Source organism: Streptomyces sp. NRRL S-646 (genome assembly GCF_000720765.1).
In the GTDB taxonomy this organism is placed as follows: Bacteria; Actinomycetota; Actinomycetes; order Streptomycetales; family Streptomycetaceae; genus Streptomyces.
Genome location: NZ_JODC01000009.1, coordinates 350,255 through 375,077 on the forward strand (window position 1 = coordinate 350,255; position 24,823 = coordinate 375,077).

Below are 24,823 nucleotides of genomic sequence, written 5' to 3' on the forward strand. Positions count from 1 at the left end.
GCACGCCATGACCGATCCCACCCTCGACCCCGTGACTGCCTGGCGCCGGATCGCCGGCACCTGCGTGCTGCTCGACGGTTTCCACGCCCTCAAGCACGCCGTGCGTTTCGGAGCCGAGGTCCCGGTGGCGGTCACCGCCGACCGGAGGGCGGCGCTCGCCCTCGCCGACGAGCTCGCCCCCGATGTGCGGGCAGCGCTGGGCGGCCTGCTCACCGAGGTGCCGGAGCCGGTGTACCGGAGCCTGGTGCCGCGTCCGCATCCCACCGCCGTCGCCGCCCTGGCCGTACGACCGTCCCGCGCGGTCAATCTCGAGAAGCTCGCGCACACTCCGCGCACCGCCCCCGTGGTGGTCCTCGACAACCCGCGCAACCTCGGCAACGCGGGCGCCGTGATCCGGCTGGCCGCCGGGTTCGGCGCGACCGGCGTGGTCACCACCGGCACGCTCGACCCGTGGCACCCCACGGTGGTGCGCGGCGGCGCGGGACTGCACTTCGCGACCGCCGTGGAACGGCTGGCCGTCGATGAGCTGCCGGCGGGACCGCTGTTCGCTCTCGACCCGGAGGGCGACGACATCCGGGGCGTCAAGCTCCCGGACGAAGCCGTCCTCGCGTTCGGCTCCGAGCGCAGCGGCCTGTCGGCCGAACTACGCGCGCGTACCGACCACTTGCTGTCGCTGCCGATGCGCCCCCAGGTCTCCAGCTACAACCTCGCGACCAGTGTGGCCATGACGCTGTACCACTGGAGTGCCACCGGGGGCGCGATCAGTTCCTAGGCCTCGCGGCGCACCTCGACCACACGGAAGCGGTTGGCGACGAACGCGCCGTCGGTGAGCGCGGCGTTGGCCGCCGGATTGCCGCCCGAGCCGTGGAAGTCCGAGAACGCGGCCGTCTGGTTGACGTACACCCCGCCCGTGAGGTTCAGCGACAACTGGGCGGCCTCCTCCAGGCAGACCTCCTGGACCGTCTGCTCGACCTCCTCGTCGGTCGTGTACGCGCCGACCGTCATCGCGCCCTTCTCGCGGATGGTGCGGCGCAACAGCTCCGCCGCGTCCGCCGCGGAGTCGACCGCGACGGCGAAGGAGACCGGGCCGAAGCACTCGCTCATGTAGGCCGCCTCGTCGTCCGGCTTGGCGCCGTCCAGCTTCACGATCACGGGCGTGCGCACCACCGCGCCAGGGAACTCGGGGTTGCTGATCTCCCTGGAAGCCAGGGCGACTTCGCCGAGACCGGCAGCCGCCTCCAGGCGGGCCTTCACGTCCGGGTTGACGATCGCGCCGAGCAGGGCGTTGGCGCGCGCGTCGTCGCCGAGGAGGCCGTCGACGGAGCGGGCGAGGTCGGCGACCACCTCGTCGAAGGTCCGGGGGCCCTCGTCGGTGCGGATGCCGTCGTGGGGGATCAGCAGGTTCTGCGGGGTCGTGCACATCTGGCCGCTGTACAGGGACAGCGAGAAGGCCAGGTTGGAGAGCATGCCCTTGTAGTTCGCGGTCGAGTCCACGAGGACCGTGTTGACACCGGCCTTCTCCGTGTAGACCTGCGCCTGGCGGGCGTTGGCCTCCAGCCAGTCGCCGAACGCCGTCGAACCCGTGTAGTCGATGATCCGGATCTCCGGGCGCGTGGCCAGCGTCTTCGCGATGCCCTCGCCGGGGCGCTCGGCGGCCAGCGCCACCAGGTTCGGGTCGAAGCCCGCCTCGGCGAGCACCTGGCGCGCGACCTGCACGGTGAGCGCGAGCGGCAGCACCGCGCGCGGGTGGGGCTTCACCAGGACCGCGTTGCCGGTGGCGAGGGACGCGAACAGGCCCGGATAGCCGTTCCACGTCGGGAAGGTGTTGCAGCCGATCACCAGCGCGATCCCGCGCGGGACCGCCGTGAACTGCTTGTTGAGCGCCAGCGGGTCGCGCTTGCCCTGGGGCTTGGTCCACTCCGCGGTGTCGGGGGTGCGGACCTGCTCCACGTACGCGTACGCCACCGCCTCCAGGCCGCGGTCCTGGGCGTGCGGGCCGCCCGCCTGGAACGCCATCATGAAGGCCTGGCCGGAGGTGTGCATGACCGCGTGCGCGAACTCGTGCGTCCGGTCGCTGATCCGCTTGAGGATTTCCACACACACCACCGCGCGCGCCTCCGCGCCGGCGTCGCGCCACGCGCGCTGTCCGGCCTTCATGGCGGGCAGCAGCTCGTCGACGTCCGCGTGCGGGTAGGTCACGCCCAGTTCGATGCCGTACGGCGAGACCTCGGCGCCCACCCAGTCGTCCGTGCCGGGCTGGCCGAGGTCGAGGCGGGTGCCGAGAAGAGCGTCGAAGGCGGCCTTGCCCGCGGCCGCGTCCAGGCTGCCGTTCTCGCCGTACGCCTTGGGGTGTTCGGGGTGCGGGGACCAGTACGCGCGCGTGCGGATCGCTTCCAGCGCCTGGTCGAGGGTGGGCCGGTGCGTGGCGATCAGCTCGCGGGTGGTCAGTTCGGCGGCCATGCGGGACCAACTCCTCGTCTTGAGAACTCTTCGTCGAGCTCATGACCTGGCAGAAACATGGGCAGGAACAGCCGGTCAGAGTTAGAGTAACCGAACGATCGGTCGGGACAAGGGGGCCTGCCGCATCTGTGGAAAACCCCGTGCGGGAGGATCGCGCACATGACAGCACTCGACCTCAGCAGCCCCGTGGCCGTCGTCGGCACCGGCACCATGGGCCAGGGCATCGCCCAGGTCGCGCTGGTCGCAGGCCATCGCGTACGGCTGTACGACGCCGCTGCCGGGCGCGCCTCGGAAGCGGCGGCGGCGATCGGCGCCCGCCTCGACCGGCTCGTCGAGAAGGACCGGCTCACGGCCGCCGACCGGGACGCGGCGCGGGAGCGTCTGCTGCCTGCCGAGAGCCTGACCGACCTCGCGGACTGCTCCCTGGTCGTCGAAGCCGTCCTGGAACAGCTGGACGCCAAACAGTCGCTCTTCCGTGAGCTGGAGGACATCGTCGGCGAGGACTGTCTGCTGGCGACCAACACCTCCTCCCTCTCCGTCACCGCCATCGGCGGCGCCCTGCGCCACCCCGGGCGCTTCGTCGGCCTGCACTTCTTCAACCCCGCGCCGCTGCTCCCCCTCGTCGAGGTCGTCTCCGGGTTCGCCACCGACGTCTCGTCGGCCACGCGCGCGTACGAGATGGCGCGCGCCTGGGGCAAGACACCGGTCGCCTGCGCCGACACCCCCGGCTTCATCGTCAACCGCATCGCCCGGCCCTTCTACGCCGAGGCCTTCGCCGTGTACGAGGCCCAGGGCGCCGACCCCGCCACCATCGACGCGATCCTGCGCGAGTCCGGCGGCTTCAGGATGGGCGCCTTCGAACTGACCGACCTCATCGGGCAGGACGTCAACGAGTCCGTCACCCACTCCGTGTGGCGGTCCTTCTTCCAGGACGTGCGCTTCACGCCCTCGCTCGCCCAGCGGCGCCTCGTCGAGTCGGGCCGGCTCGGCCGCAAGAGCGGGCACGGCTGGTACGAGTACGGGGACGACGCCGACCGCTCCGAGCCGCACACCGCGGAACCCGCGCAGCAGCCCGCGTACGTCGTCGTCGAGGGCGACCTGGGCCCCGCCTCCGAGCTGCTCACGCTGATCCGCGAGGCGGGCATCGCCGTGCGCGAGGAGGAAGAGGACCACGGCACCCGCCTGGTGCTGCCGAGCGGCGGCCAGCTGGCGCTCGCCGACGGCCAGACCTCCGTCGAGTTCCGCGACGTCGTCTACTTCGACCTCGCCCTCGACTACCGCCGGGCCACCCGTATCGCCCTGTCCGCGTCCCAGGACACCTCGCCGCAGACTCTCGCCGAGGCCACCGGCCTCTTCCAGGCGCTCGGCAAGGACGTCAGCGTGATCGGCGACGTCCCCGGCATGATCGTCGCCCGCACGGTCGCCCGGATCATCGACCTCGCGCACGACGCCGTCGCCAAGGGCGTGGCCACCGAGGAGGACATCGACACCGCGATGCGCCTGGGCGTCAACTACCCGCTCGGGCCCTTCGAGTGGAGCCGCAGGCTGGGCCGGAACTGGGCGTACGCCCTCCTCGACGACCTGCACCTGCGCGACCCCTCCGGGCGCTATGCGCCGTCGCTGGCGCTGTACCGCCATGCGTACGCCTCCGACAAGCGGGAGGGCAGCCAGTCATGACCACCGCCAAGCGCGACACGTACACCCCGGAGACACTGCTGTCCGTCGCCGTCCAGGTCTTCAACGAACGCGGCTACGACGGCACCTCCATGGAGCACCTCTCCAAGGCGGCCGGCATCTCCAAGTCGTCGATCTACCACCATGTGGCCGGCAAGGAGGAACTGCTGCGCCGGGCCGTCAGCCGGGCGCTCGACGGGCTCTTCGGGATCCTCGACGAGGAGCACGCGCGCGTGGGGCACGCCGCCAAGCGCCTCGAGTACGTCGTCCGGCGCATGGTGGAGGTGCTGATCGGTGAACTGCCGTATGTGACGCTGCTGCTGCGTGTGCGCGGCAACACGGCCACCGAGCGGTGGGCCCTGGACCGGCGCCGCGACTTCGACCACGAGGTGGCCGAGCTGCTGAAGGCGGCGGCCGCCGACGGGGACGTACGCGGTGACGTGGAGGTGCGGCTCGCGACCAGGCTCGTCTTCGGGATGATCAACTCGATCGTCGAGTGGTACCGGCCCGACGGGCGGGGCATGAGCGAGCGCGAAGTGGCCGACGCGGTCGTGCAGTTGGTCTTCGGAGGGCTGCGCAAGGAGGCGTGAGCGGCCTCGCAGGGCTCAGCCCTGGGGCTCCAGGTCCTCCTCCTCGAACACCAGCAGCGTGCGCGTGCTGAGCACTTCGGGCATCGCCTGCAGCCGGGTCAGCACCAGCTCGCGCAGCGCCCTGTTGTCCGAGGTGTGCACCAGCAGCAGTACGTCGAAGTCGCCGCCCACCAGGGCGATGTGGGACGCCCCGGGCAGCTGTCTGAGCTGCTCGCGCACCGTGCGCCAGGAGTTCTGGACGATCTTCAGGGTGATGTACGCCGAGGTGCCCTGACCTGCGCGCTCGTGGTTGACGCGGGCGCCGAAGCCGCGGATGACACCGTCCTCGATGAGGCGGTTGATACGCGCGTAGGCGTTGGCGCGTGAGACGTGCACCCGTTCCGCGACCGACCGTATCGACGCACGGCCGTCCGCCTGCAGCATCTGCAGGATGTCCAGATCGATGGCGTCGAGGGGCCGCGGCGACGGCAGGGGACTTCCGCCTTCCGCTCCTTCGGCCATTTGTTCAGGTGCCATGTCCCCCCGCCTCCCTACCATGGACGTACTGCGTTCATTTCAGGTTGTGGAGAACCGTTTGTCCACAGCCTGAAGGTGCCTGTAGCCAAAATGTGCCGACGACCGAACAATCGGTAGGTGAGGCGCATCACACCCGTGGCGCGCCTGAAGCCGCTCCCACGAGGAGGTGCCGTCATGACGGTCATGGAGCAGCGCGGCGGGTATCGGCCGTCGCCGCCCCCCGCCTGGCAGCCCCGCACGGACCCCGCGCCGCTGCTGCCCGACGCGGAGCCCTACCGCGTCCTCGGCACCGAGGCGGCAGCGAAGGCCGACCCGGCCCTGCTGCGCCGCCTGTACGCCGAGCTGGTGCGCGGCCGCAGGTACAACGTGCAGGCGACCGCCCTCACCAAGCAGGGCCGCCTCGCCGTCTACCCGTCCAGCACCGGCCAGGAGGCCTGCCAGGTCGCCGCCGCGCTCGCCCTTGAGGACCGCGACTGGCTCTTCCCCAGCTACCGCGACACGCTCGCCGCGGTCGCCCGCGGCCTGGATCCCGTCCAGGCGCTCACTTTGCTGCGCGGCGACTGGCACACCGGCTACGACCCGCACGAGCATCGTGTGGCCCCCCTGTGCACCCCCCTCGCCACCCAGCTCCCGCACGCCGTCGGCCTCGCACACGCCGCCCGCCTCAAGGGCGACGACGTGGTCGCGCTCGCCATGGTCGGCGACGGCGGCTCCAGCGAGGGCGACTTCCACGAGGCGCTGAACTTCGCCGCCGTCTGGCAGGCCCCGGTGGTCTTCCTGGTCCAGAACAACGGCTTCGCGATCTCCGTCCCGCTGGCCAAGCAGACCGCGGCCCCGTCGCTGGCCCACAAGGCCGTCGGCTACGGCATGCCCGGCCGCCTGGTCGACGGCAACGACGCGGCCGCCGTGCACGAGGTCGTCACCGATGCCGTGCGCCGCGCGCGCGAGGGCGGCGGCCCCACCCTGATCGAGGCGATCACCTACCGCATCGACGCCCACACCAACGCCGACGACGCGACCCGCTACCGCGGCGACACCGAGGTCGAGGCCTGGCGCGCCCACGACCCCATCGCGCTCCTGGAGCACGAACTGACCGAGCGCGGCCTGCTCGACGACGACGCCGTCCGGGCCGCCCGCGACACTGCCGAGATCATGGCCGCCGACCTGCGCGAACGCATGAACCAGGATCCGGTCCTCGACCCCATGGACCTGTTCGCCCATGTGTACGCCGAGCCCACCGGGCAACTGCGCGAACAGCAGGCCCAGTTGCGGGCCGAGCTGCACGCGGAACAGGAAGGCGGCCGCTGATGACCACCGTCGCCCTCAAGCCGGCCACCATGGCGCAGGCGCTCACGCGCGCGCTGCGCGACGCCATGGCCGCCGACCCCACCGTGCACGTCATGGGCGAGGACGTCGGCACCCTCGGCGGTGTCTTCCGCGTCACCGACGGCCTCGCCAAGGAGTTCGGCGAGGACCGCTGCACGGACACCCCGCTGGCCGAGGCGGGCATCCTCGGCACCGCGGTCGGCATGGCGATGTACGGCCTGCGCCCGGTCGTGGAGATGCAGTTCGACGCGTTCGCCTACCCGGCGTTCGAGCAGCTGATCTCGCACGTGTCCCGGATGCGCAACCGCACCCGCGGCGCGATGCCCCTCCCGCTCACCATTCGCGTCCCCTACGGCGGCGGCATCGGCGGTGTCGAGCACCACAGCGACTCCTCCGAGGCGTACTACATGGCGACTCCGGGGCTCCATGTCGTCACACCCGCCACCGTCGCCGACGCCTACGGACTGCTGCGCGCCGCCATCGCCTCCGACGACCCGGTCGTCTTCCTCGAACCCAAGCGCCTGTACTGGTCCAAGGACTCCTGGAACCCCGAGCACCCGACGGACGTTGAACCGATAGGCCGCGCGGTGGTGCGGCGCCCGGGCCGCAGCGCCACACTCGTCACCTACGGCCCGTCCGTGCCCGTCTGCCTCGAAGCCGCCGAGGCCGCGCGGGCCGAGGGCTGGGACCTCGAAGTCGTCGACCTGCGCTCCCTGGTGCCGTTCGACGACGAGACGGTCTGCGCCTCGGTACGGCGCACCGGGCGCGCGGTCGTCGTGCACGAGTCGGGCGGGTTCGGCGGGCCGGGCGGGGAGATAGCGGCCCGTGTCACGGAGCGCTGCTTCCACCACCTGGAGGCGCCGGTGCTGCGCGTGGCCGGGTTCGACATCCCGTACCCGCCGCCGATGCTGGAGCGCCACCATCTGCCCGGCGTGGACCGCATCCTGGATGCCGTGGGGCGTCTGCAGTGGGAGGCCGAGAGCTGATGGCACAGGTGTTGGAGTTCAGGCTCCCCGACCTCGGGGAGGGGCTCACCGAGGCGGAGATCGTCCGCTGGCTGGTGGAGGTCGGCGACGTCGTCGCGGTCGACCAGCCGGTCGTCGAGGTCGAGACGGCCAAGGCGCTGGTCGACGTGCCCTGCCCCTACGGCGGCGTGGTCACCGCCCGCTTCGGTGAGGAGGGCACCGAACTGCCCGTCGGCGCACCCCTGCTGACGGTCGCGGTCGGACCGGCGGCTTCAGGGAGTGAGACCGAGGGCTCGGGCAACGTGCTGGTGGGATACGGCACTTCGGAGGCGCCCGCGCGACGCAGGAGGGTACGGCCGGGACAGACGGCGCCCGCCGCGCCCCGGGAGGCGAACGGAAGCTCCGGCGCACGCGAGGCGGCGGACGGACCCGTCCCCGTGATCTCGCCGCTGGTGCGCCGGCTCGCCCGGCAGAACGGCCTGGACCTGAAGGAGATGACGGGCTCCGGCCCCGACGGGCTGATCCTCCGCGCGGACGTCGAGTACGCGCTGCGTGCCGCCGAGGCACAGGGACGGGCGGCGGAGACCGCTGCCGCGCCCCAGGCGCCCACCGCAGCACCCGGCACCGGCCTCCGCATCCCCCTCAAGGGCATCCGGGGTGCCGTCGCCGACAAGCTCTCCCGCAGCCGCCGCGAGATACCGGACGCGACCTGCTGGGTGGACGCCGACGCGACCGAGCTCATGCGCGCGCGTGCCGCGATGAACGCCTCGGGCGGGCCGAAGATCTCCATCCTCGCCCTGCTGGCCCGCATCTGCACGGCCGCCCTCGCCCGGTTCCCCGAGCTCAACTCCACGGTCGACACGGAGGCCAGGGAGGTCGTCCAGCTCGACCAGGTGCACCTCGGCTTCGCCGCGCAGACCGAGCGGGGCCTCGTCGTGCCGGTCGTACGGGACGCCCACGCGCGCGACGCCGAAGCGCTCACCGCGGAGTTCGCCCGGCTGACCGAGGCGGCCCGCACCGGCAGCCTCACACCCGGGGAACTCACCGGTGGCACCTTCACGTTGAACAACTACGGCGTGTTCGGTGTCGACGGGTCCACGCCGATCATCAACCACCCCGAGGCCGCCATGCTCGGCGTCGGCCGCATCGTCCCCAAGCCGTGGGTGCACGAGGGCGAGCTCGCCGTGCGGCAGGTCGTCCAGCTCTCGCTCACCTTCGACCACCGGGTGTGCGACGGCGGCACGGCAGGCGGCTTCCTGCGGTACGTGGCGGACTGCGTGGAACAGCCGGCGGTCCTGCTGCGCACGCTGTGACGGCGAGGACGCCCGCACGTTCCGGGTGACGCCCATGCGTTCCCTGTGATCGTGACGGCACGCATACTCGGGGGATGACCTCGCACGAGCCCTCCGGCGACCGCGACGCCGCCCCGGCGCACGACGCGTACGACGCCGTCGTGCTCGCCGGGGGCGCCGCCCGGCGGCTCGGCGGCGCCGACAAGCCCGGCCTGCGCGTCGGCGGCCGGGCGCTGCTCGACCGGGTGCTGACCGCCTGCGCCGGCGCCCGCACGACCGTCGTCGTCGCGGGCTCCAGGCCCACCGCCCGGCCCGTGCGGTGGGCCCGCGAGGACCCGCCGGGCGGGGGCCCCCTCGCCGCGCTCGGCGCCGGACTGCACCACACCACGGCCGCGCAGACCGTGGTTCTCTCCGCCGACCTGCCGTTCCTCGGCACGGCGACCGTGCCGCGGCTGCTGAGCGCACTGCAGACGAGCGACGCCGACGGCGTCCTGCTCACCGACGCCGACGGCCGCGACCAGCCCCTCGTGGCCGCCTACCGCACGCACGCGCTGCGCCGCGAACTGGCCGCGCTCGCCACCGAGCACGGCAGCCTCACCGGGCTGCCGCTGCGCCGGCTGACCGCAGCGCTCCACCTCACCCGCGTCCCGGACCCCGTCGCCTCCTTCGACTGCGACACCTGGGACGACATCGCCACCGCCAGGGCACGCATCAGGGAGCATGGGCACGTGTTGGATGAATGGATTTCCGCAGCCAAGGACGAGCTGGGCATCGACCTGGACGTCGACACCGGTGTCCTGCTCGACCTCGCCCGCGACGCCGCACACGGGGTGGCCAGGCCCGCGGCACCGCTGACCACCTTCCTCGTCGGTTACGCGGCCGCCCAGGCCGGCGGCGGCCCCGAAGCCGTCGCCGAAGCCGCCCGCAAGGCCGTGGCCCTCGCCCTGCGCTGGGCCGACGAGGCCGACGAGACGGACAAGGCCGCCGGTGCCAAGTCGGACGCCGGCTCCGACACCCGCCCGGACGCCGGATGACCGCGCGCTCCACCCCGCCCGGCGAGGACGTCGAGGACCTCGACGTCGAGGAGGTACTCGCCCTGGTGAAGGAACCCGACCACCGCGCCCCCGGCAACCGCACCCCCGGCGACTCCGCGCAGGTGCCCGCCCCGCAGGCTGCCCACCTCGCCGCGCCGCACAAGCCCGACGCCCACCACCGGGCCACCCCCTGGCCCGAGGCCCGGGCGATCGCCGCCCGCGCCGCCCGTTCCGCCGCCCGCCGCCCCCTCGTCTCGGTCCCCCTCGAAACCTCCCTCGGCCTCACGCTGGCCGCCCCCCTCACCGCCCTCACCGACCTGCCCTCCTTCGACACCTCGGCGATGGACGGCTGGGCGGTCGCGGGACCCGGCCCCTGGGACGTACGGGACGAGGGCGTCCTGGCCGGACACGCCGAGCCCGGAGCACTCACCGACGGCGAGGCCGTCCGTATCGCCACCGGCGCCCGCATCCCCCCGGACACCACCGCCGTGATCCGCAGCGAACACGGCCGCACCGACGACAAGGGCCGCCTGCACGCCACTCGCGAGGTGCAGCACGGCCAGGACATCCGCCCCCGCGGCCAGGAGTGCCGCACCGGCGACCAGCTCCTGCCCGTCGGCGCCCTCGTGACCCCGGCCGTGCTCGGCCTCGCCGCGGCCGCCGGCTACGACACCGTCAACGCCGTCCCCCGCCCACGCGTCGAAGTCCTCGTCCTGGGCGACGAACTGCTCACCGAGGGACGGCCGCACGACGGCCTGATCAGGGACGCCCTCGGCCCGATGCTGCCGCCCTGGCTGCGGGCAATGGGTGCCGAGGTGACCTCCGTACGCAGGCTCGGGGACGACGCCAAGGCCCTGCGCAAGGCCATCACGGGCTCCGAGGCCGACCTGATCGTCACCACCGGCGGCACCGCCTCCGGACCGGTCGACCACGTGCACCCGACCCTCCAGCGCATCGGCGCCGAACTCCTCGTGGACGGCGTGAAGGTGCGCCCCGGCCACCCCATGCTGCTGGCCCGCACCAAGGAGAACCAGCACCTCGTCGGACTGCCCGGCAACCCCCTCGCAGCCGTCTCCGGCCTGCTCACCCTCGCCGAACCCCTGCTGCGCACGCTCGCCGCACGTCCCGCCCCGGAGCCGTACGCCCTGCCGCTCCAGGACGGGGTGCACGGGCATCCGTACGACACCCGGCTCATCCCCGTCGTGCTGCGCGGCGACAGCGCCGTGCCGCTGCACTACAACGGTCCGGCCATGCTGCGCGGCATCGCGGCGGCCGACGCCCTCGCGGTCGTACCACCGGGCGGCGCCCGCCCGGGTCAGGAACTGGAGCTCCTCGACCTGCCCTGGGCGTCCGCCGGAATCGGGGTGTGTTTCACGTGAAACTTCCGGGCCATGACGCGATCGCCCGCCAGGCGGACGAACATCTCGTGACCCATCGCGTGAGACTGCCGAGGAAGGTGGTCGAGCGGCCGATACGCCAGGTCGCCAAACGGCTGTTACTGGCCCTCGCGGTCCTGGTCGCGACCGCTCTGATCGTCTACGCCGACCACGACGGCTACAACGACAACTCCGACCGGTCGGTCGACCTGCTGGACGCCTTCTACTACGCGACCGTCACCCTCTCCACCACCGGATACGGCGACATCACCCCGGTCAGCGACACTGCCCGGTTCACCAACATCTTCGTCGTCACGCCGCTGCGCGTGCTCTTTCTGATCATCCTGGTCGGCACCACGCTCGAGGTCCTCACCGAGCGCACCCGGGAGGAATGGCGACTGAACCGCTGGAGGTCCACCTTGCGCGACCACACCGTCGTCGTCGGCTTCGGCACGAAGGGGCGCTCGGCGATCCTGACCGTGTGCGCGACGGGACTGAAGAAGGAGCAGGTCGTCGTGGTCGACCCCAGCTCCAAGGTGATCGAGGCGGCGACGGCCGAGGGCTACGCCGGTGTGGTCGGGGACGCGACGCGCAGCGACGTGCTGAAGCGGGCCGAGGTGCACCGGGCGCGGCAGATCATCATCGCCACCCAGCGCGACGACACGGCCGTACTCGTCACGCTGACGGCACGGCAGCTCAACCGCGGGGCGAAGATCGTGGCCGCGGTGCGCGAGGAGGAGAACGCGCCGTTGCTCCAGCAGTCCGGCGCCGACGCGGTCATCACCAGCGCCAGCGCCGCCGGCCGCCTGCTCGGCCTGTCCGTGCTCAGCCCGGCCGCCGCCATGGTCATGGAGGACCTCATCCAGCAGGGCAGCGGCCTCGACATGGTCGAGCGGCCGGTCGTGAAGGCCGAGGCGGGCAAGACACCGCGGGAGACCGAGGACCTGGTCGTGAGCGTCGTACGCGGGCACCGGGTGCTCGGATACGACGATCCGGCCGTCGGGACACTGCAGTTGACGGACCGGCTGATCACCATCGTCCGGGCGTCGCCGGGCGCACAGGTCGCACCCGACGTCCGGCCCCTGCGCCAGGTGTGATCACCTGCGGTTGCAGCGCCGCACCGTGACCGGCCCGAGGACCGGCAGGCCCGCGCACCGCCGACGCCAGGGAGTAGCGTCCCCTTCATGCATGCGATCACGATTCCCGAACCTGGTGGGCCCGAGGCGCTGGTGTGGGACGAGGTCCCGGATCCGGTGGCCGGTGAGGGCGAGGTCCTGGTCGAGGTGGTGGCCAGCGCCGTCAACCGCGCCGACATCCTGCAGCGGCAGGGCTTCTACGACCCGCCGCCGGGCGCGTCCCGCCATCCCGGTCTGGAGTGCTCCGGCCGGGTCGCCGCGCTCGGTCCCGGAGTCTCCGGCTGGGCGGTCGGCGACGAGGTGTGCGCGCTGCTCGCGGGCGGCGGCTACGCCGAGAAGGTGGCGATCCCGGCCGGCCAACTGCTGCCCGTCCCCAAGGGCATCGACCTCAGGCAGGCGGCCGCGCTGCCCGAGGTGGTCTGCACGGTCTGGTCCAACGTCTTCATGATCGCCCACCTGCGCCCGGGCGAGACGCTGCTCGTGCACGGCGGCTCCAGCGGCATCGGCACCATGGCCATCCAGCTCGCCAAGGCCGTCGGCGCCAAGGTCGCCGTCACGGCGGGCACCGAGGAGAAGCTGCAGCAGTGCGCCGATCTGGGCGCCGACATCCTGATCAACTACCGGGAGCAGGACTTCGTCGCCGAGGTCAAGAAGGCCACGGACGGCGCGGGCGCCGACGTCATCCTCGACAACATGGGCGCCAAGTACCTGGACCGCAACGTCCAGGCCCTCGCCGTCAACGGCCGGCTCGCGATCATCGGTATGCAGGGCGGCATCAAGGGGGAGCTGAACATCGCCGCGCTCCTGAGCAAGCGGGCCGCGATCAGCGCGACCTCGCTGCGGGCCCGCCCGCTCCCCGAGAAGGCGGCGATCGTCGCGGCCGTACGCGAGCATGTGTGGCCCCTGCTCGATGCCGGCCACGTCCGCCCCGTTGTCGACCGCGAACTCCCGATGGACGACGCGGCGGCAGCCCACCGGGTGGTCGAGGAGAGCGGACATGTGGGCAAGGTGCTGCTGGTCGTGCCCTAGATTCCCCGAGTGCGCTATGCCCGCCGCATCCGCAGGCCGATGAAGGCGAGTCCCAGGCCGAGCCCGATCAGGACCAGCCCGCTGCCCAGCGGCAGGATCCGCAGGACGGGCTCGGCGGGCTGCTCGGCGGCCCGCTGCGCAGTGCGCTGCGCGGGTTTGGAGGGCACCAGGCCTGCCTCCGCGGGCGGCGACGCCGAGGCGGCCTGACCCGCGTCCGACTCCCCCTCCCGGGAAGACGATTCCTCGTCCCCCTCGTCCGAGGGGGCGGACGCGTCCGCCGTCTCCCGTCGTCCCGGCCGCTCCCGGCCCTCACCCGCCCGGCTCCCGGCGCGGGACGGCCCGGGGGAGGCGGTGGAGGAGACAGAGGCAGACGGGGAGGCTTCCCGGGAGGCAGCCGCAGGGGCTCCCTCAGCAGCCGTACGACCAGTGTCGTGCGTCGAAACGCTCCCGCGCCCCGGTACGGCCTCGTGCGTCGAAACGCTCCCGTGCGTCGACACACCTCCGTACGAGGCAATCGCCCCGTACGACGAACCACTCCCGTACGGGAACACCAGTACGCCGGCCCCCACCCCCACGACCAGTCCGGCCCCCTTCAAAGCACGCAGCCATGGATTCACGCCCCAAGCGTCACATTGGCCCGTACTTCCGGCATTCCGGGTTCCGCCAAAAATCCGAACCCGCTGCACAATCCGGGTATGTCGATTCGTCACGGGCTGCTGGCGCTCCTCGAAGACGGCCCCCGCTACGGCTCCCGGCTGCGCACCGAGTTCGAGGCACGCACGGCCGGCACCTGGCCGCTGAACATCGGGCAGGTCCACACGACCCTCGGCCGGCTGGAACGGGACGGGATGGTCGTCCAGGACGGCGAGGACGAGGCCGGGCGGGTGCTGTACGCGCTGACCGAGGCGGGCCGGGCCGAGCTGCGGGCCTGGTTCGCGCGTCCCGTACAGCGGGCCGCTCCACCGCGCGACGAGCTGGCGATCAAGCTGGTCCTGGCGGTCGGGGCACCCGGCGTCGACGTGCGGAAGGTCGTCGAGGCGCAGCGCCGGCATGTCGCGGTGCGCTCCACGAGTACGTACGGCAGCGGGCGCATGCGCTGGGCCGGACACCCGGGCACCCGGACGAGCCGGCGCGGCTGCTCGTGCTGGAGCAGCTCATCTGCCACACGGAGGCCGAGATCCGCTGGCTGGACCTCCCCCACTTCTCGACTTCGCTCGAACGGGGGGGGGGACCCCACCGAGGCCCGGCTGCTCCGGCTCAGGACGGAAACCCACGCGCCGTGACGGAAATTCACGCGCCGTGACGGAAACTCCCGCACCGTAAACGGTGGATCACCCTCCACAGGGGGCACCACGGTGATGAGATGCACACGTGCGAGAGAATGGCGGCATGGAGATGCCGAGGAACGACAGGTCGCCGGAGAACCCCCAGATCCTGGTCGTGGGCCAGGACGGCATGGCGATTGGCGGTGGGGACGAGGACTCCCGCGAGATTCCGGTGACGGAGCAGGTCGAGCAGCCGGCCAAGGTGATGCGGATCGGCAGCATGATCAAGCAGCTCCTGGAGGAGGTGCGCGCCGCTCCCCTGGACGAGGCGAGCCGGGCCCGGCTCAAGGAGATCCACCGCAGCTCGGTGAAGGAGCTGGAGGACGGGCTGGCGCCGGAGCTGGTCGAGGAACTGGAGCGGCTCTCGCTGCCCTTCACGGACGACGGCACGCCCAGCGACGCCGAACTGCGCATCGCGCAGGCCCAGTTGGTGGGCTGGCTGGAGGGCCTCTTCCACGGCATCCAGACCACGCTGTTCGCCCAGCAGATGGCCGCGCGGGCCCAGTTGGAGCAGATGCGGCGCGCGCTGCCGCCGGGCGTGGGTCACGAGATGGGCGAGGAAGGCCACCCGGCCGGCCGCTCGGGCGGGCCGTACCTGTAGCCACCTGAACGACCTGTGGCGACGTGTGCGAAAGGGCCCGGCGGCTTCGGCCGCCGGGCCCTTCGTCATGTCTGCGTCCGGGTGCCCGGGGTCAGGACGGGTTGCCCGTCGAGACGTCGAGCGTGATCTCGACCTTGCCCGGGTCGACGTCCGAGCCGGCCTCGGGGGTCTGGTCGATCACCGCGCCCTCGCCGTACGTGTTCTCGTTGTAGTCGTTGACCACCAGCGACCAGCCCGCGGCCTTCGCGCACTCCTTGACCGACTCGATGTACTTGAACCGGAAGTCGGGCACCCGGATCTTGTTCTCGTCGGTGTACGACTCCTGCGGTTCCGTGCACTCCGTCGAGTCGATCACCTTGGTGGTGTCCGGCCCGCGCCAGTCCGCCGCGTGGGTCGTCGTCGCGGTCGGACTGCTGCCGCCGCTTCCCTCGTCGCCTCCGCCTCCTCCGCCACCGCCGCTCCCGTTGAGCGCCAGGGCCGCGATCAGGCCGCCGACGGCGATGATCGAGACGACGATCGTGCCGATGACCACCGACTTGTTGTTCTTGCCGCCGCCCGGAGGCGCGGAGGGCCGCTGCTGGGGCGTGAGGTTGTACGGCGGCGGGGTCTGCGGCTGCGCATACGGCGAGGGCGTCCGGTAGCCGCCCTGCTGCGGGTAGCCGTACGCAGGAGAAGGAGGCGGCGTCGGCGCGCTGTACGGGTTCGGGGTCGGCGGCTGGGACGGCTGGTACGGCGTCTGTACGGGGCCCGGGGGTGCCTGGGGCGCCTGGCTGACCGGCGGGAACACCGCGGAGCCGACGCCGGAGCCGCTCTGGGGGCGGGTGCCCGGCACGATGCTCGGCGGGGCGGCCTGGAAGGACGCGGACACGCGCAGGCACTCGGCACGCATTGCCTCAGAGCTCGGGAAACGCTCGTTCGGGTTCTTCTTCAGCGCGCGGGCAACCAGCGCGTCCACCGCGGGAGGCAGTGCCCGGTTGATCGACGAAGGAGCCACCGGCTCCTCCTGCACATGCGCGTACGCGATCGCCAGCGGCGAGTCCGCCTCGAACGGCAGCCGCCCGGTGACCAGTTGGAACAGCATGATGCCGACCGAGTACAGATCGGACCGGGCGTCCACGCCCCGCCCCAGCGCCTGCTCCGGCGACAGGTACTGCGGGGTGCCGACGACCATGCCGGTCTGTGTCATCGACGTCACACCGGACTGCATGGCGCGCGCGATGCCGAAGTCCATCACCTTGACGACGCCGCGCTTGGTGACCATCACGTTGCCCGGCTTGATGTCCCGGTGGACCAGGCCCATCTCGTGGCTGATCTCCAGCGCCGCGAGAACGTCCGCGGTGATCTTCAGCGCCTTGTCGGCGGGCATCGCGCCGAGCTGCCGCACATCTTCGTCGAGCACCGAGCCCAGCGGGCGGCCCTCGACGTACTCCATGACGATGTACGGCGTGGTCATTCCGTCAAGGCTGTCCTCGCCGGTGTCGAAGACCGAGACGATATTGGTGTGCGTGAGCTTCGCCACGGCCTGGGCCTCGCGGCGGAAGCGCTCGCGGAAGGCCTGCTCGCGGCCGAGTTCGGTGTGCAGCGTCTTGATCGCGACCTGGCGGTCGAGCACGGAGTCGTAGGCCAGGTGCACGGAGGCCATGCCGCCCTCGCCGAGCAGGTCGCGCAGTTGATAGCGGCCGCCGGCGAGCGCCCGCCCCGCATACCGGCCCTGTGCGCCGTCCTGGCTCATGTTCCGCTTCCCCCGTGGGCCTTGAGGCGCCGTTGACTGCCGATGATCCAAAGTGCTATTCCCGGCCAAGTCTGCCCCAGGGCACTGACACGTCAAGCTCGGTGCCCGATCCGTGACCGTACGCGATAGAAGCGTCGCGGGAGCGTTACAGAGGCTGTACGGGCGGTACACAGAACTTGCACGCACTGACGGAGTGACGGTTTGATGGCCGGTCCGTCCTGTGCCGGTTCCGGCCCCCTTCTCGGACCGGCGGCTTGCGTTGAGGCTGTAGCGTGGCCGACGGAGACCGTAACAACACCGCGCGCACCGCGGGCAGAAACGACGGCGAGGACTGATGGCACAGCAGCAGCGCGCCCAGGGCCCGTCCGACCCCGAGGCGACTGGCGGCGGTATGTCAGATGCGCCGGAAATGTGGGGGAACGGCGGATTGGTCGGGGACGGCCGGTACCGGCTGACCCGCAGACTCGGCCGGGGCGGCATGGCGGAGGTTTTCGCCGCGGAGGACGTGCGCCTCGGGCGCACCGTCGCGGTCAAGCTGCTCCGAGCCGACCTCGCCGAGGACCCGGTCTCCAAGGCCCGCTTCACGCGCGAGGCCCAGTCGGTGGCCGGCCTCAACCACCATGCGATCGTCGCCGTGTACGACTCCGGCGAGGACACGCTGCCGGGCGGCTACGGCACGGGGGGTGCCCAGAGCGTCCCGTACATCGTGATGGAGATCGTCGAGGGCCGCACCATCCGCGACCTGCTGATCAACGCCGAGGCGCCCGGCCCGGAGCAGGCCCTGATCATCGTGTCCGGTGTGCTGGAGGCGCTCGCCTACTCGCACCAGCACGGCATCGTGCACCGCGACATCAAGCCGGCGAACGTGATCATCACGCACACCGGCGCGGTGAAGGTGATGGACTTCGGCATCGCCCGCGCTCTGCATGGCGCGCAGTCGACGATGACGCAGACCGGCATGGTCATGGGCACGCCGCAGTACCTCTCCCCGGAGCAGGCGCTCGGCAAGGCCGTCGACCACCGCTCCGACCTGTACGCGACGGGCTGCCTCCTCTACGAACTCCTCGCGCTGCGTCCCCCCTTCACGGGCGAGACCCCGCTGTCGGTGGTCTACCAGCACGTCCAGGACATCCCGACGCCGCCGTCCGAGGTCTCGCAGTCCGTGCCGCCGGAGCTCGACGGCCTCGTCATGCGCTCGCTCGCCAAGGAGCCGGACGACCGCTTCCAGACCGCCGAGGAGATGCGCGGCCTGGTCCAGTACGGGCTGCAGATGCTGTACGACCAGGGCGGCCACACCGGCACCTGGAACACCGGCCCGGTCGCCATGCACGAGGGCCGGAACACCCCGGCCGCGGGCTTCGCGAGCACGACGGTGCTGCCGCACCCCGGCGACTCCTCCGGTACGACGCAGATCCCGCAGCCGATCCTGCCCGCCGGCTACGGCGGCGGGGACGACGGCGGCTTCGAGGGGCACGGCAACAAGGGCAGCGGCCGCGGCAAGCTGTGGATCCTCGCCGTCCTCGCCGTGATCGCCATCGCGGCGGGTGTCGCGCTGGCGCTGCACAACACCGGCAACGGCAACGGCGGCAGCGACCCCACGCACTCGCCGACCACCTCGCAGACGAGCAAGGACACCACCTCCGACGAGCCGACCGACGAGCCGACCGACCAGCCGACGGACACGTCCACGGACGACGGCTCCGGCACGAGCTCAGGGGCCGGGAGCTACACGCCGTCGTACACCCCGTCGTACACCCCGTCCAAGACCCCCAGCAGCCAGCCGACCAGCGAGCCGTCGGACCCGGCGACGACCGAGGACCCGACGGACGACCCGACCCCGTCGACCCCGCCGACGGGCGACACGTCGGACCCGGGGACGGTTGCCGGCGGTGACAACGGCGGCACGGCAGGGGACACGTCGGGCGTCGGCGGCTGATCCGTCGCCGGGCCTCGCCCGAGGTGAACTCTTCCCGTGACGTGGGTCACCGGGATAACGTGCCGTTGTTCCGGCCCCCTGCAAGGCTGTGACCAGGAGATGTTCCCGACTTTCGCGATTTACTTGGAAATCCAAGCAAAATCGCAGGTCAGGAGGGGTTTCACAGAAATGTGGAGCACTGGGTAACGTGCTTTTTGCAGGGCGCTCGCCGGGGCACCTGTCACGCCTGTCCCCGACCGGGCCGCACCCACCCTGTGCGTCCGTAGGGCTTCGGGCGAGCCGCACTGGCATCCCGGCGAACCCGGGATGCCGGACCGACGGAGGAGCACACGTGACCGTGGAGAGCACTGCCCCGCGCAAGCCGCGACGCAGCGCCGGTACCAAGAGCACGGCCGGCAAGACGACCACCGCAAGGAAATCGCCGAGCACGGACCCCGAGCTCGTACAGCTGCTGACGCCCGAGGGCGAGCGCGTCAAGAACGCCGAGTACGACGAGTACGTCGCCGGCATCACCCCCGATGAGCTCCGCGGTCTGTACCGCGACATGGTGCTCACCCGCCGCTTCGACGCCGAGGCCACCTCCCTGCAGCGCCAGGGCGAGCTGGGCCTGTGGGCCTCGCTGCTCGGCCAGGAGGCCGCCCAGATCGGCTCGGGCCGGGCCACCCGCGAGGACGACTACGTCTTCCCGACCTACCGCGAGCACGGCGTCGCCTGGTGCCGCGGGGTCGACCCGACCAACCTGCTGGGCATGTTCCGCGGCGTGAACAACGGCGGCTGGGACCCCAACGGCAACAACTTCCACCTGTACACGATCGTCATCGGCTCCCAGACGCTGCACGCCACGGGCTATGCGATGGGTATCGCCAAGGACGGCGCGGACAGCGCGGTCATCGCCTACTTCGGTGACGGCGCCTCCAGCCAGGGCGACGTGGCCGAGTCCTTCACCTTCTCCGCGGTCTACAACGCCCCGGTCGTGTTCTTCTGCCAGAACAACCAGTGGGCGATCTCCGAGCCGACCGAGAAGCAGACCCGCGTCCCGCTCTACCAGCGTGCGCAGGGCTACGGCTTCCCCGGCGTCCGGGTCGACGGCAACGACGTACTGGCCTGCCTCGCGGTCACGAAGTGGGCCCTGGAGCGCGCCCGCCGCGGTGAGGGCCCCACCCTCGTCGAGGCGTACACGTACCGCATGGGCGCCCACACCACCTCCGACGACCCGACGAAGTACCGGGCCGACGAGGAGCGCGAGGCCTGGGAGGCGAAGGACCCGATTCTGCGCCTTCGCCGGTACCTGGAGGCTTCAAACCACACGGACGACGGATTCTTCGCGGAACTCGAGGCCGAGAGCGAAGCGTTGGGCAAACGAGTGCGTGAGGCGGTCCGCGCCATGCCGGACCCGGACCACTTCGCCATCTTCGAGAACGTGTACGCGGACGGGCATGCGCTCGTCGACGAGGAGCGAGCCCAGTTCGCCGCCTACCAGGCGTCGTTCGCGGATGAGGGGGGCAACTGACATGGCTGAGGCTGTGACATCCCAGGCTGTGACATCCAAAAACATGGCTCTCGCCAAGGCGATCAACGAGTCGCTGCGCCGCGCCCTGGAATCCGACCCCAAGGTCCTGATCATGGGCGAGGACGTCGGCAAGCTCGGCGGTGTCTTCCGTGTGACGGACGGCCTGCAGAAGGACTTCGGCGAGAGCCGGGTCATCGACACCCCGCTCGCCGAGTCCGGCATCGTGGGCACCGCCATCGGGCTCGCGCTCCGCGGCTACCGCCCGGTCGTGGAGATCCAGTTCGACGGCTTCGTCTTCCCCGCGTACGACCAGATCGTCACGCAGCTCGCGAAGATGCACGCGCGCTCACTGGGCAAGGTCAAGCTCCCGGTCGTCGTCCGCATCCCCTACGGCGGCGGCATCGGCGCGGTGGAGCACCACTCCGAGTCCCCCGAGGCGCTCTTCGCGCATGTGGCGGGCCTGAAGGTGGTCAGCCCCGCCAACGCGTCGGACGCCTACTGGATGATGCAGCAGGCCATCCAGAGCGACGACCCGGTGATCTTCTTCGAGCCCAAGCGGCGCTACTGGGACAAGGCCGAGGTCAACACGGAGGCCATCCCGGGCCCGCTGCACAAGGCCCAGGTCGTCCGCGAGGGCACCGACCTGACCCTCGTCGCCTACGGCCCGATGGTGAAGCTCTGCCAGGAGGCCGCCGCCGCGGCCGCCGAGGAGGGCAAGTCCCTGGAGGTCCTGGACCTGCGCTCGATGTCCCCGATGGACTTCGACTCGATCCAGGCGTCCGTGGAGAAGACGCGCCGCCTGGTCGTCGTCCACGAGGCGCCGGTGTTCCTCGGCTCGGGCGCGGAGATCGCCGCCCGCATCACGGAGCGCTGCTTCTACCACCTGGAGGCACCGGTCCTCAGGGTCGGCGGCTACCACGCCCCGTACCCGCCGGCCCGCCTGGAGGAGGAGTACCTGCCGGGCCTGGACCGGGTGCTCGACGCCGTCGACCGCGCCCTGGCGTACTGAGGAGAGGGTCGTGACGACGATGACGGAAGCGTCCGTACGCGAGTTCAAGATGCCGGACGTCGGCGAGGGCCTGACCGAGGCCGAGATCCTCAAGTGGTACGTCCAGCCCGGCGACCAGGTCACCGACGGCCAGGTGGTGTGCGAGGTCGAGACCGCGAAGGCGGCGGTGGAGCTGCCCATCCCGTACGACGGGGTGGTCCGCGACCTGCACTTCCCCGAGGGCACCACAGTGGACGTGGGCACGCCGATCATCGCGGTGGACGTGTCGGGCGGGGCCGCGGCTCCCGCCCCGGCCCAGACCGCTGCTCCTGCTGCACCCGTCGAGGAGAAGAAGCCGGAGGGGTCCGGCCGCCAGCCGGTGCTGGTGGGCTACGGCGTCGCCGCGTCCTCCACCAAGCGCCGCCCGCGCAAGGGCCCCGAGGTCGTGATCTCCGAGGCCTCGACGGCGGTCCAGAAGGAGCTCAACGGGCACGGGCCGGTAGCCGCGGCCGGTGCGGCGGCCACGGCCGAGAAGCCGCGTCCCCTCGCCAAGCCGCCGGTGCGCAAGCTGGCCAAGGACCTGGGTGTCGATCTCGCGACCGTGGTCCCCTCCGGACCGGACGGCATCATCACCCGCGAGGACGTCCACGCGGCGGTGGCACCCCCGGCGGCAGCCCCCGCGGCCGCGGCCGCCCCGGCCGTCTCCGCGCCCGCGGCGCCGGTTCCGGCGTACGAAACGGCCCGTGAGACCCGTGTCCCGGTCAAGGGCGTGCGCAAGGCGACGGCGGCGGCGATGGTGGGCTCGGCGTTCACGGCGCCGCACGTCACGGAGTTCGTGACGATCGACGTGACCCGCACGATGAAGCTGGTCGAGGAGCTCAAGCAGGACAATGACCTGCAGGGGCTGCGCGTCAACCCGCTGCTCCTGATCGCCAAGGCCCTCCTGGTCGCCATCAAGCGCAACCCGGAGATCAACGCGTCCTGGGACGAGGCGAACCAGGAGATCGTGCTCAAGCACTACGTCAACCTGGGCATCGCCGCGGCCACCCCGCGCGGCCTGATCGTCCCGAACATCAAGGACGCCCACGACAAGACGCTCCCGCAGCTGGCCGAGGCCCTCGGCGAGCTGGTGTCGACGGCGAGGGAGGGCAAGACCTCCCCGGCGGCCATGCAGGGCGGCACGGTGACCATCACCAACGTCGGCGTCTTCGGCGTCGACACGGGAACGCCCATCCTCAACCCCGGCGAATCCGCGATCCTCGCGATCGGCGCGATCAAGCTCCAGCCATGGGTCCACAAGGGCAAGGTGAAGCCGCGCCAGGTCACGACGCTGGCACTGAGCTTCGATCACCGCCTGGTGGACGGGGAGTTGGGCTCGAAGGTGCTGGCGGACGTGGCGGCGATTCTGGAGCAGCCGAAGAAGCTGATCACCTGGGCCTGAGCGCCCTGCCGGCTGTGCCGATCTGCGCCGAGGGGCGGCGATGTGCCGTCCCTCGCGCGTCATCGTCGTGGCTGCTCGCGCCCACACGTCGGAGCCGCACATCGGCACGGCGCCGTGCCCCTTCGGGGCGCTGCCGGACCGCGACGGACTTCGCCTGCCCTGCTCGGCAGGCACAGCCGTCAGGAGCCGCGCACCCGCCCCGGGTGCGCGGCTCCTTCGGTCACAGCGGTCGACGGCACAACAGCGTGACGATCCTTGCTTTCCTGCCCTCCTCGGGCTCCTGCACCGCCCGCGCGGTGACGACCAGCCCGGCCCGCTCCAGAAGTTCCACGAGCAGTTCCGGCGGGAGCCGATGGGACTCGTACGAGACAGGATGGCCGCCGTAGGCCGGCGCCGGCCGGACACGCTCGCCGGCTCCCACATAACCGGCCAGCATGAGCAGGCCGCCGGGCCTGAGGGTCCGGTGGAACTCGCCGTAGACGAGCGGGAGCAGTTCCGGCGGGGTGTGGTGGGTGGAGTAGTAGGCGAGGATGCCGGCGAGAGAGGCGTCCTCGATGTCCAGTGCCGTCATCGAGCCCACCGTGAAGGCCAGGCCGGGATGGGTCCGGCGGGCGAGTTCGATCATCCGCGGGGACAGGTCGACGCCGAAGGCGGACAGCCCCAGTCCTGCGAGGTGCGCCGTCACGAGACCCGGGCCGCAGCCCAGGTCCGCGACGGGGCCGCCCCCGCTCTCCCGCACGGATTCCGCGAACGCGGTCAGCAACGCGCGTGACAGCGGATCCAGTTCGGCGGGTCGCTTGACCTGCTTCAGGTAGTCGGCGGCGACGGTGTCGTACGACTCCCGGACCGCGGTGAGGTAGGAGGGCTCGGTCACCTCGGTGACCCTAGACGAGGAGAAGGGCCCCTCGCCGTCGGCGAAGGACCCTTCACTGCAAGCAGCCTGCTGCGCGACCGAGCCGGCGTCAGCCGATCTTCGCGTATCCGTAGGTGATGAGCTTCTTCACGTCCGACGTGCGGTTGGCCTCGGAGGGGGCGGTCATGACGGCGCCCACGACCGACTTGCCGTTCAGCGTGGCGGCGAAGACGAGGCAGTAGTGGGCATCGGGGCCCGAGCCGGTCTTGATGCCGAGCGTGCCGTTCCAGCCGAGCAGCGTGTTGGTGTTCGTCCACGTGCTCATCGTGCGCGTGGACCCGGAGCTCGTGATCGTCTTCGCCGTGTACGCCTTGGTCTTCACGACGGTCTTGAACGCGGTGCTCTTCATCACGCTGCGGGCGACCTTCGTCAGGTCGCGCACCGTCGAGTAGTTGTTGCCGTTGCTGAGGCCGTCGAACGAGTCGAAGTGCGTGTTCGTCATGCCGAGGCTGCCGGCCATCGTGTTCATCTTGCCGATGAAGTTCTTGGTGCGGGCGGCGGGCGTCGTGCCGGAACCGAACTTGTCGGCCAGTGCGAACGCGGCGTCGCAGCCGGACGGCAGCAGCATCCCGTACAGCAGCTGACGGACGGTGACCTTGTCGCCGACGATCAGGTGCGCCGACGAGGGGTAGCCCTTGGCGACCATGTAGTCGCTGACGGCCTTCTTGATCGTGACCTTGGTGTCCAGGTTCAGGTTCGGCTGCGAGAGCACGACCTTCGCGGTCATGACCTTCGTCGTGGAGGCCGTGAGCCGCTTCGTGTCGGCGGCCTTGGCGAAGAGGGTCGTGCCGGTGGCGTTGTTCATCACGTACCCGCTCTTGGCGGTGATGGTGGGCGTCGTGACAGCCTGCGCCGGTGCCGCGGTGAGAGCTCCGGTGGCGAGCACTGCGCCGGCCGTGACGGCGACGGCTGCGGCTCTGCGGACACGGAAGCCCTTGATGGCGGTTTTCAACTCAAATACCCCGATTGCGTCGAATGC

The 24,823-nt window shown here is 71.4% G+C and carries 21 protein-coding genes and 1 pseudogene; 16 read left to right on the top strand and 6 right to left on the bottom strand.

From position 1 onward, the window contains the following. The first annotated feature begins 7 nt into the window (after positions 1 to 7). A complete protein-coding gene (locus tag IH68_RS0124970; RefSeq protein ID WP_030939101.1) occupies positions 8 to 772 on the top strand; it encodes a TrmH family RNA methyltransferase in 765 nt (254 codons plus the stop codon). Here IH68_RS0124970 and paaN read toward each other — a convergent pair. Next, positions 769 to 2,460 carry a phenylacetic acid degradation protein PaaN gene (paaN, locus tag IH68_RS0124975; protein WP_030939104.1) on the bottom strand — a complete coding sequence of 564 codons (1,692 nt, stop codon included), beginning with the start codon at positions 2,458 to 2,460 and terminating at the stop codon, positions 769 to 771. The genes IH68_RS0124970 and paaN overlap by 4 nt on opposite strands. Positions 2,461 to 2,619: 159 nt before the next feature. On the opposite strand from paaN, the gene IH68_RS0124980 reads away from it, so the two are divergent. Both IH68_RS0124980 and IH68_RS0124985 read left to right on the top strand, forming a co-directional pair. Continuing rightward, positions 2,620 to 4,137, top strand: coding sequence for a 3-hydroxyacyl-CoA dehydrogenase (locus IH68_RS0124980; protein WP_030939107.1), 1,518 nt, complete (start codon positions 2,620 to 2,622; stop codon positions 4,135 to 4,137). Beyond that, on the top strand, positions 4,134 to 4,724 hold the full coding sequence (locus IH68_RS0124985; protein WP_030939110.1) for a TetR/AcrR family transcriptional regulator: 591 nt from the start codon (positions 4,134 to 4,136) through the stop codon (positions 4,722 to 4,724). The genes IH68_RS0124980 and IH68_RS0124985 overlap by 4 nt, the downstream gene beginning before the upstream one ends. Positions 4,725 to 4,739: 15 nt before the next feature. Here IH68_RS0124985 and IH68_RS0124990 read toward each other — a convergent pair whose 3' ends face one another. Further along, positions 4,740 to 5,240, bottom strand: a complete 501-nt coding sequence (locus tag IH68_RS0124990; protein WP_399183887.1) for an Lrp/AsnC family transcriptional regulator — start codon at positions 5,238 to 5,240, stop codon at positions 4,740 to 4,742. Between the two features lie 174 nt (positions 5,241 to 5,414). Here IH68_RS0124990 and pdhA (IH68_RS0124995) point away from each other — a divergent pair, with 174 nt between their 5' ends. The 7 genes from pdhA (IH68_RS0124995) (at position 5,415) to IH68_RS0125025 (ending at position 13,398) form a co-directional block, all read left to right on the top strand. After that, complete coding sequence (pdhA, locus tag IH68_RS0124995; RefSeq protein WP_030939116.1) at positions 5,415 to 6,548, top strand: pyruvate dehydrogenase (acetyl-transferring) E1 component subunit alpha; 1,134 nt, start codon at positions 5,415 to 5,417, stop codon at positions 6,546 to 6,548. Continuing rightward, on the top strand, positions 6,548 to 7,552 hold the full coding sequence (locus IH68_RS0125000; protein WP_030939119.1) for an alpha-ketoacid dehydrogenase subunit beta: 1,005 nt from the start codon (positions 6,548 to 6,550) through the stop codon (positions 7,550 to 7,552). Before pdhA (IH68_RS0124995) ends, IH68_RS0125000 begins: the two co-directional genes overlap by 1 nt. Next, positions 7,552 to 8,844, top strand: coding sequence for a dihydrolipoamide acetyltransferase family protein (locus IH68_RS0125005; RefSeq protein WP_030939121.1), 1,293 nt, complete (start codon positions 7,552 to 7,554; stop codon positions 8,842 to 8,844). Before IH68_RS0125000 ends, IH68_RS0125005 begins: the two co-directional genes overlap by 1 nt. 74 nt (positions 8,845 to 8,918) lie before the next feature. Beyond that, entirely contained in the window at positions 8,919 to 9,857 is a 939-nt protein-coding gene (locus IH68_RS0125010; protein WP_030939122.1) for an NTP transferase domain-containing protein, read from the top strand. Beyond that, complete coding sequence (locus tag IH68_RS0125015) at positions 9,854 to 11,236, top strand: molybdopterin molybdotransferase MoeA (RefSeq protein ID WP_030939124.1); 1,383 nt, start codon at positions 9,854 to 9,856, stop codon at positions 11,234 to 11,236. The genes IH68_RS0125010 and IH68_RS0125015 overlap by 4 nt, the downstream gene beginning before the upstream one ends. Beyond that, positions 11,233 to 12,330: a potassium channel family protein gene (locus IH68_RS0125020; protein ID WP_030939126.1), complete on the top strand. Its 1,098-nt coding sequence runs from the start codon at positions 11,233 to 11,235 to the stop codon at positions 12,328 to 12,330. The genes IH68_RS0125015 and IH68_RS0125020 overlap by 4 nt, the downstream gene beginning before the upstream one ends. Before the next feature lie 87 nt (positions 12,331 to 12,417). Next, complete coding sequence (locus IH68_RS0125025) at positions 12,418 to 13,398, top strand: NAD(P)H-quinone oxidoreductase (RefSeq protein WP_030939128.1); 981 nt, start codon at positions 12,418 to 12,420, stop codon at positions 13,396 to 13,398. Between the two features lie 14 nt (positions 13,399 to 13,412). On the opposite strand, the gene IH68_RS57265 is transcribed toward IH68_RS0125025, so the two are convergent. Further along, the gene (locus tag IH68_RS57265) at positions 13,413 to 13,565 is read right to left on the bottom strand and encodes a hypothetical protein (protein WP_199931926.1); all 153 of its coding nucleotides are present in this window, start codon (positions 13,563 to 13,565) and stop codon (positions 13,413 to 13,415) included. A 528-nt stretch (positions 13,566 to 14,093) separates the two neighbouring features. Here IH68_RS57265 and IH68_RS50115 point away from each other — a divergent pair. Continuing rightward, positions 14,094 to 14,701, top strand: a pseudogene (locus tag IH68_RS50115) (PadR family transcriptional regulator). An 86-nt stretch (positions 14,702 to 14,787) separates the two neighbouring features. Next, complete coding sequence (locus IH68_RS0125040; RefSeq protein ID WP_030939131.1) at positions 14,788 to 15,324, top strand: bacterial proteasome activator family protein; 537 nt, start codon at positions 14,788 to 14,790, stop codon at positions 15,322 to 15,324. A gap of 91 nt (positions 15,325 to 15,415) precedes the next feature. Here the strand turns inward: IH68_RS0125040 and IH68_RS0125045 are convergent, their stop codons facing one another. After that, positions 15,416 to 17,056 carry a protein kinase domain-containing protein gene (locus IH68_RS0125045; protein WP_030939134.1) on the bottom strand — a complete coding sequence of 547 codons (1,641 nt, stop codon included), beginning with the start codon at positions 17,054 to 17,056 and terminating at the stop codon, positions 15,416 to 15,418. Between the two features lie 334 nt (positions 17,057 to 17,390). Between IH68_RS0125045 and IH68_RS0125050 the strand changes: the two genes are divergently transcribed. The 4 genes from IH68_RS0125050 (at position 17,391) to IH68_RS0125065 (ending at position 22,931) form a co-directional block, all read left to right on the top strand. Next, positions 17,391 to 18,992 carry a protein kinase domain-containing protein gene (locus tag IH68_RS0125050; RefSeq protein WP_030939136.1) on the top strand — a complete coding sequence of 534 codons (1,602 nt, stop codon included), beginning with the start codon at positions 17,391 to 17,393 and terminating at the stop codon, positions 18,990 to 18,992. A 331-nt stretch (positions 18,993 to 19,323) separates the two neighbouring features. Further along, a complete protein-coding gene (gene pdhA / locus IH68_RS0125055) occupies positions 19,324 to 20,502 on the top strand; it encodes a pyruvate dehydrogenase (acetyl-transferring) E1 component subunit alpha (protein ID WP_030939138.1) in 1,179 nt (392 codons plus the stop codon). Between the two features lie 43 nt (positions 20,503 to 20,545). Next, a complete protein-coding gene (locus IH68_RS0125060; protein WP_030939140.1) occupies positions 20,546 to 21,511 on the top strand; it encodes an alpha-ketoacid dehydrogenase subunit beta in 966 nt (321 codons plus the stop codon). Between the two features lie 10 nt (positions 21,512 to 21,521). After that, entirely contained in the window at positions 21,522 to 22,931 is a 1,410-nt protein-coding gene (locus tag IH68_RS0125065) for a dihydrolipoamide acetyltransferase family protein (protein WP_030939142.1), read from the top strand. 220 nt (positions 22,932 to 23,151) lie between these two features. Here IH68_RS0125065 and IH68_RS0125070 read toward each other — a convergent pair whose 3' ends face one another. Together IH68_RS0125070 and IH68_RS0125075 are read right to left on the bottom strand one after the other, a co-directional pair. After that, the gene (locus tag IH68_RS0125070; protein ID WP_030939145.1) at positions 23,152 to 23,805 is read right to left on the bottom strand and encodes a class I SAM-dependent methyltransferase; all 654 of its coding nucleotides are present in this window, start codon (positions 23,803 to 23,805) and stop codon (positions 23,152 to 23,154) included. A gap of 88 nt (positions 23,806 to 23,893) precedes the next feature. Further along, a complete protein-coding gene (locus IH68_RS0125075; RefSeq protein ID WP_030939147.1) occupies positions 23,894 to 24,796 on the bottom strand; it encodes a D-alanyl-D-alanine carboxypeptidase family protein in 903 nt (300 codons plus the stop codon). Between the last annotated feature and the right edge of the window lie 27 nt (positions 24,797 to 24,823).

What these genes read in the sequence shown, in the direction of transcription:
- IH68_RS0124970 (WP_030939101.1), top strand. Translation starts at nt 8, where the DNA reads ATGACCGATCCCACCCTCGACCCCGTGACTGCCTGGCGCCGGATCGCC.
- paaN (WP_030939104.1), bottom strand. Translation starts at nt 2,460, where the DNA reads ATGGCCGCCGAACTGACCACCCGCGAGCTGATCGCCACGCACCGGCCC.
- IH68_RS0124980 (WP_030939107.1), top strand. Translation starts at nt 2,620, where the DNA reads ATGACAGCACTCGACCTCAGCAGCCCCGTGGCCGTCGTCGGCACCGGC.
- IH68_RS0124985 (WP_030939110.1), top strand. Translation starts at nt 4,134, where the DNA reads ATGACCACCGCCAAGCGCGACACGTACACCCCGGAGACACTGCTGTCC.
- IH68_RS0124990 (WP_399183887.1), bottom strand. Translation starts at nt 5,240, where the DNA reads ATGGCACCTGAACAAATGGCCGAAGGAGCGGAAGGCGGAAGTCCCCTG.
- pdhA (WP_030939116.1), top strand. Translation starts at nt 5,415, where the DNA reads ATGACGGTCATGGAGCAGCGCGGCGGGTATCGGCCGTCGCCGCCCCCC.
- IH68_RS0125000 (WP_030939119.1), top strand. Translation starts at nt 6,548, where the DNA reads ATGACCACCGTCGCCCTCAAGCCGGCCACCATGGCGCAGGCGCTCACG.
- IH68_RS0125005 (WP_030939121.1), top strand. Translation starts at nt 7,552, where the DNA reads ATGGCACAGGTGTTGGAGTTCAGGCTCCCCGACCTCGGGGAGGGGCTC.
- IH68_RS0125010 (WP_030939122.1), top strand. Translation starts at nt 8,919, where the DNA reads ATGACCTCGCACGAGCCCTCCGGCGACCGCGACGCCGCCCCGGCGCAC.
- IH68_RS0125015 (WP_030939124.1), top strand. Translation starts at nt 9,854, where the DNA reads ATGACCGCGCGCTCCACCCCGCCCGGCGAGGACGTCGAGGACCTCGAC.
- IH68_RS0125025 (WP_030939128.1), top strand. Translation starts at nt 12,418, where the DNA reads ATGCATGCGATCACGATTCCCGAACCTGGTGGGCCCGAGGCGCTGGTG.
- IH68_RS0125040 (WP_030939131.1), top strand. Translation starts at nt 14,788, where the DNA reads ATGGAGATGCCGAGGAACGACAGGTCGCCGGAGAACCCCCAGATCCTG.
- IH68_RS0125045 (WP_030939134.1), bottom strand. Translation starts at nt 17,056, where the DNA reads ATGAGCCAGGACGGCGCACAGGGCCGGTATGCGGGGCGGGCGCTCGCC.
- IH68_RS0125050 (WP_030939136.1), top strand. Translation starts at nt 17,391, where the DNA reads ATGGCACAGCAGCAGCGCGCCCAGGGCCCGTCCGACCCCGAGGCGACT.
- IH68_RS0125060 (WP_030939140.1), top strand. Translation starts at nt 20,546, where the DNA reads ATGGCTCTCGCCAAGGCGATCAACGAGTCGCTGCGCCGCGCCCTGGAA.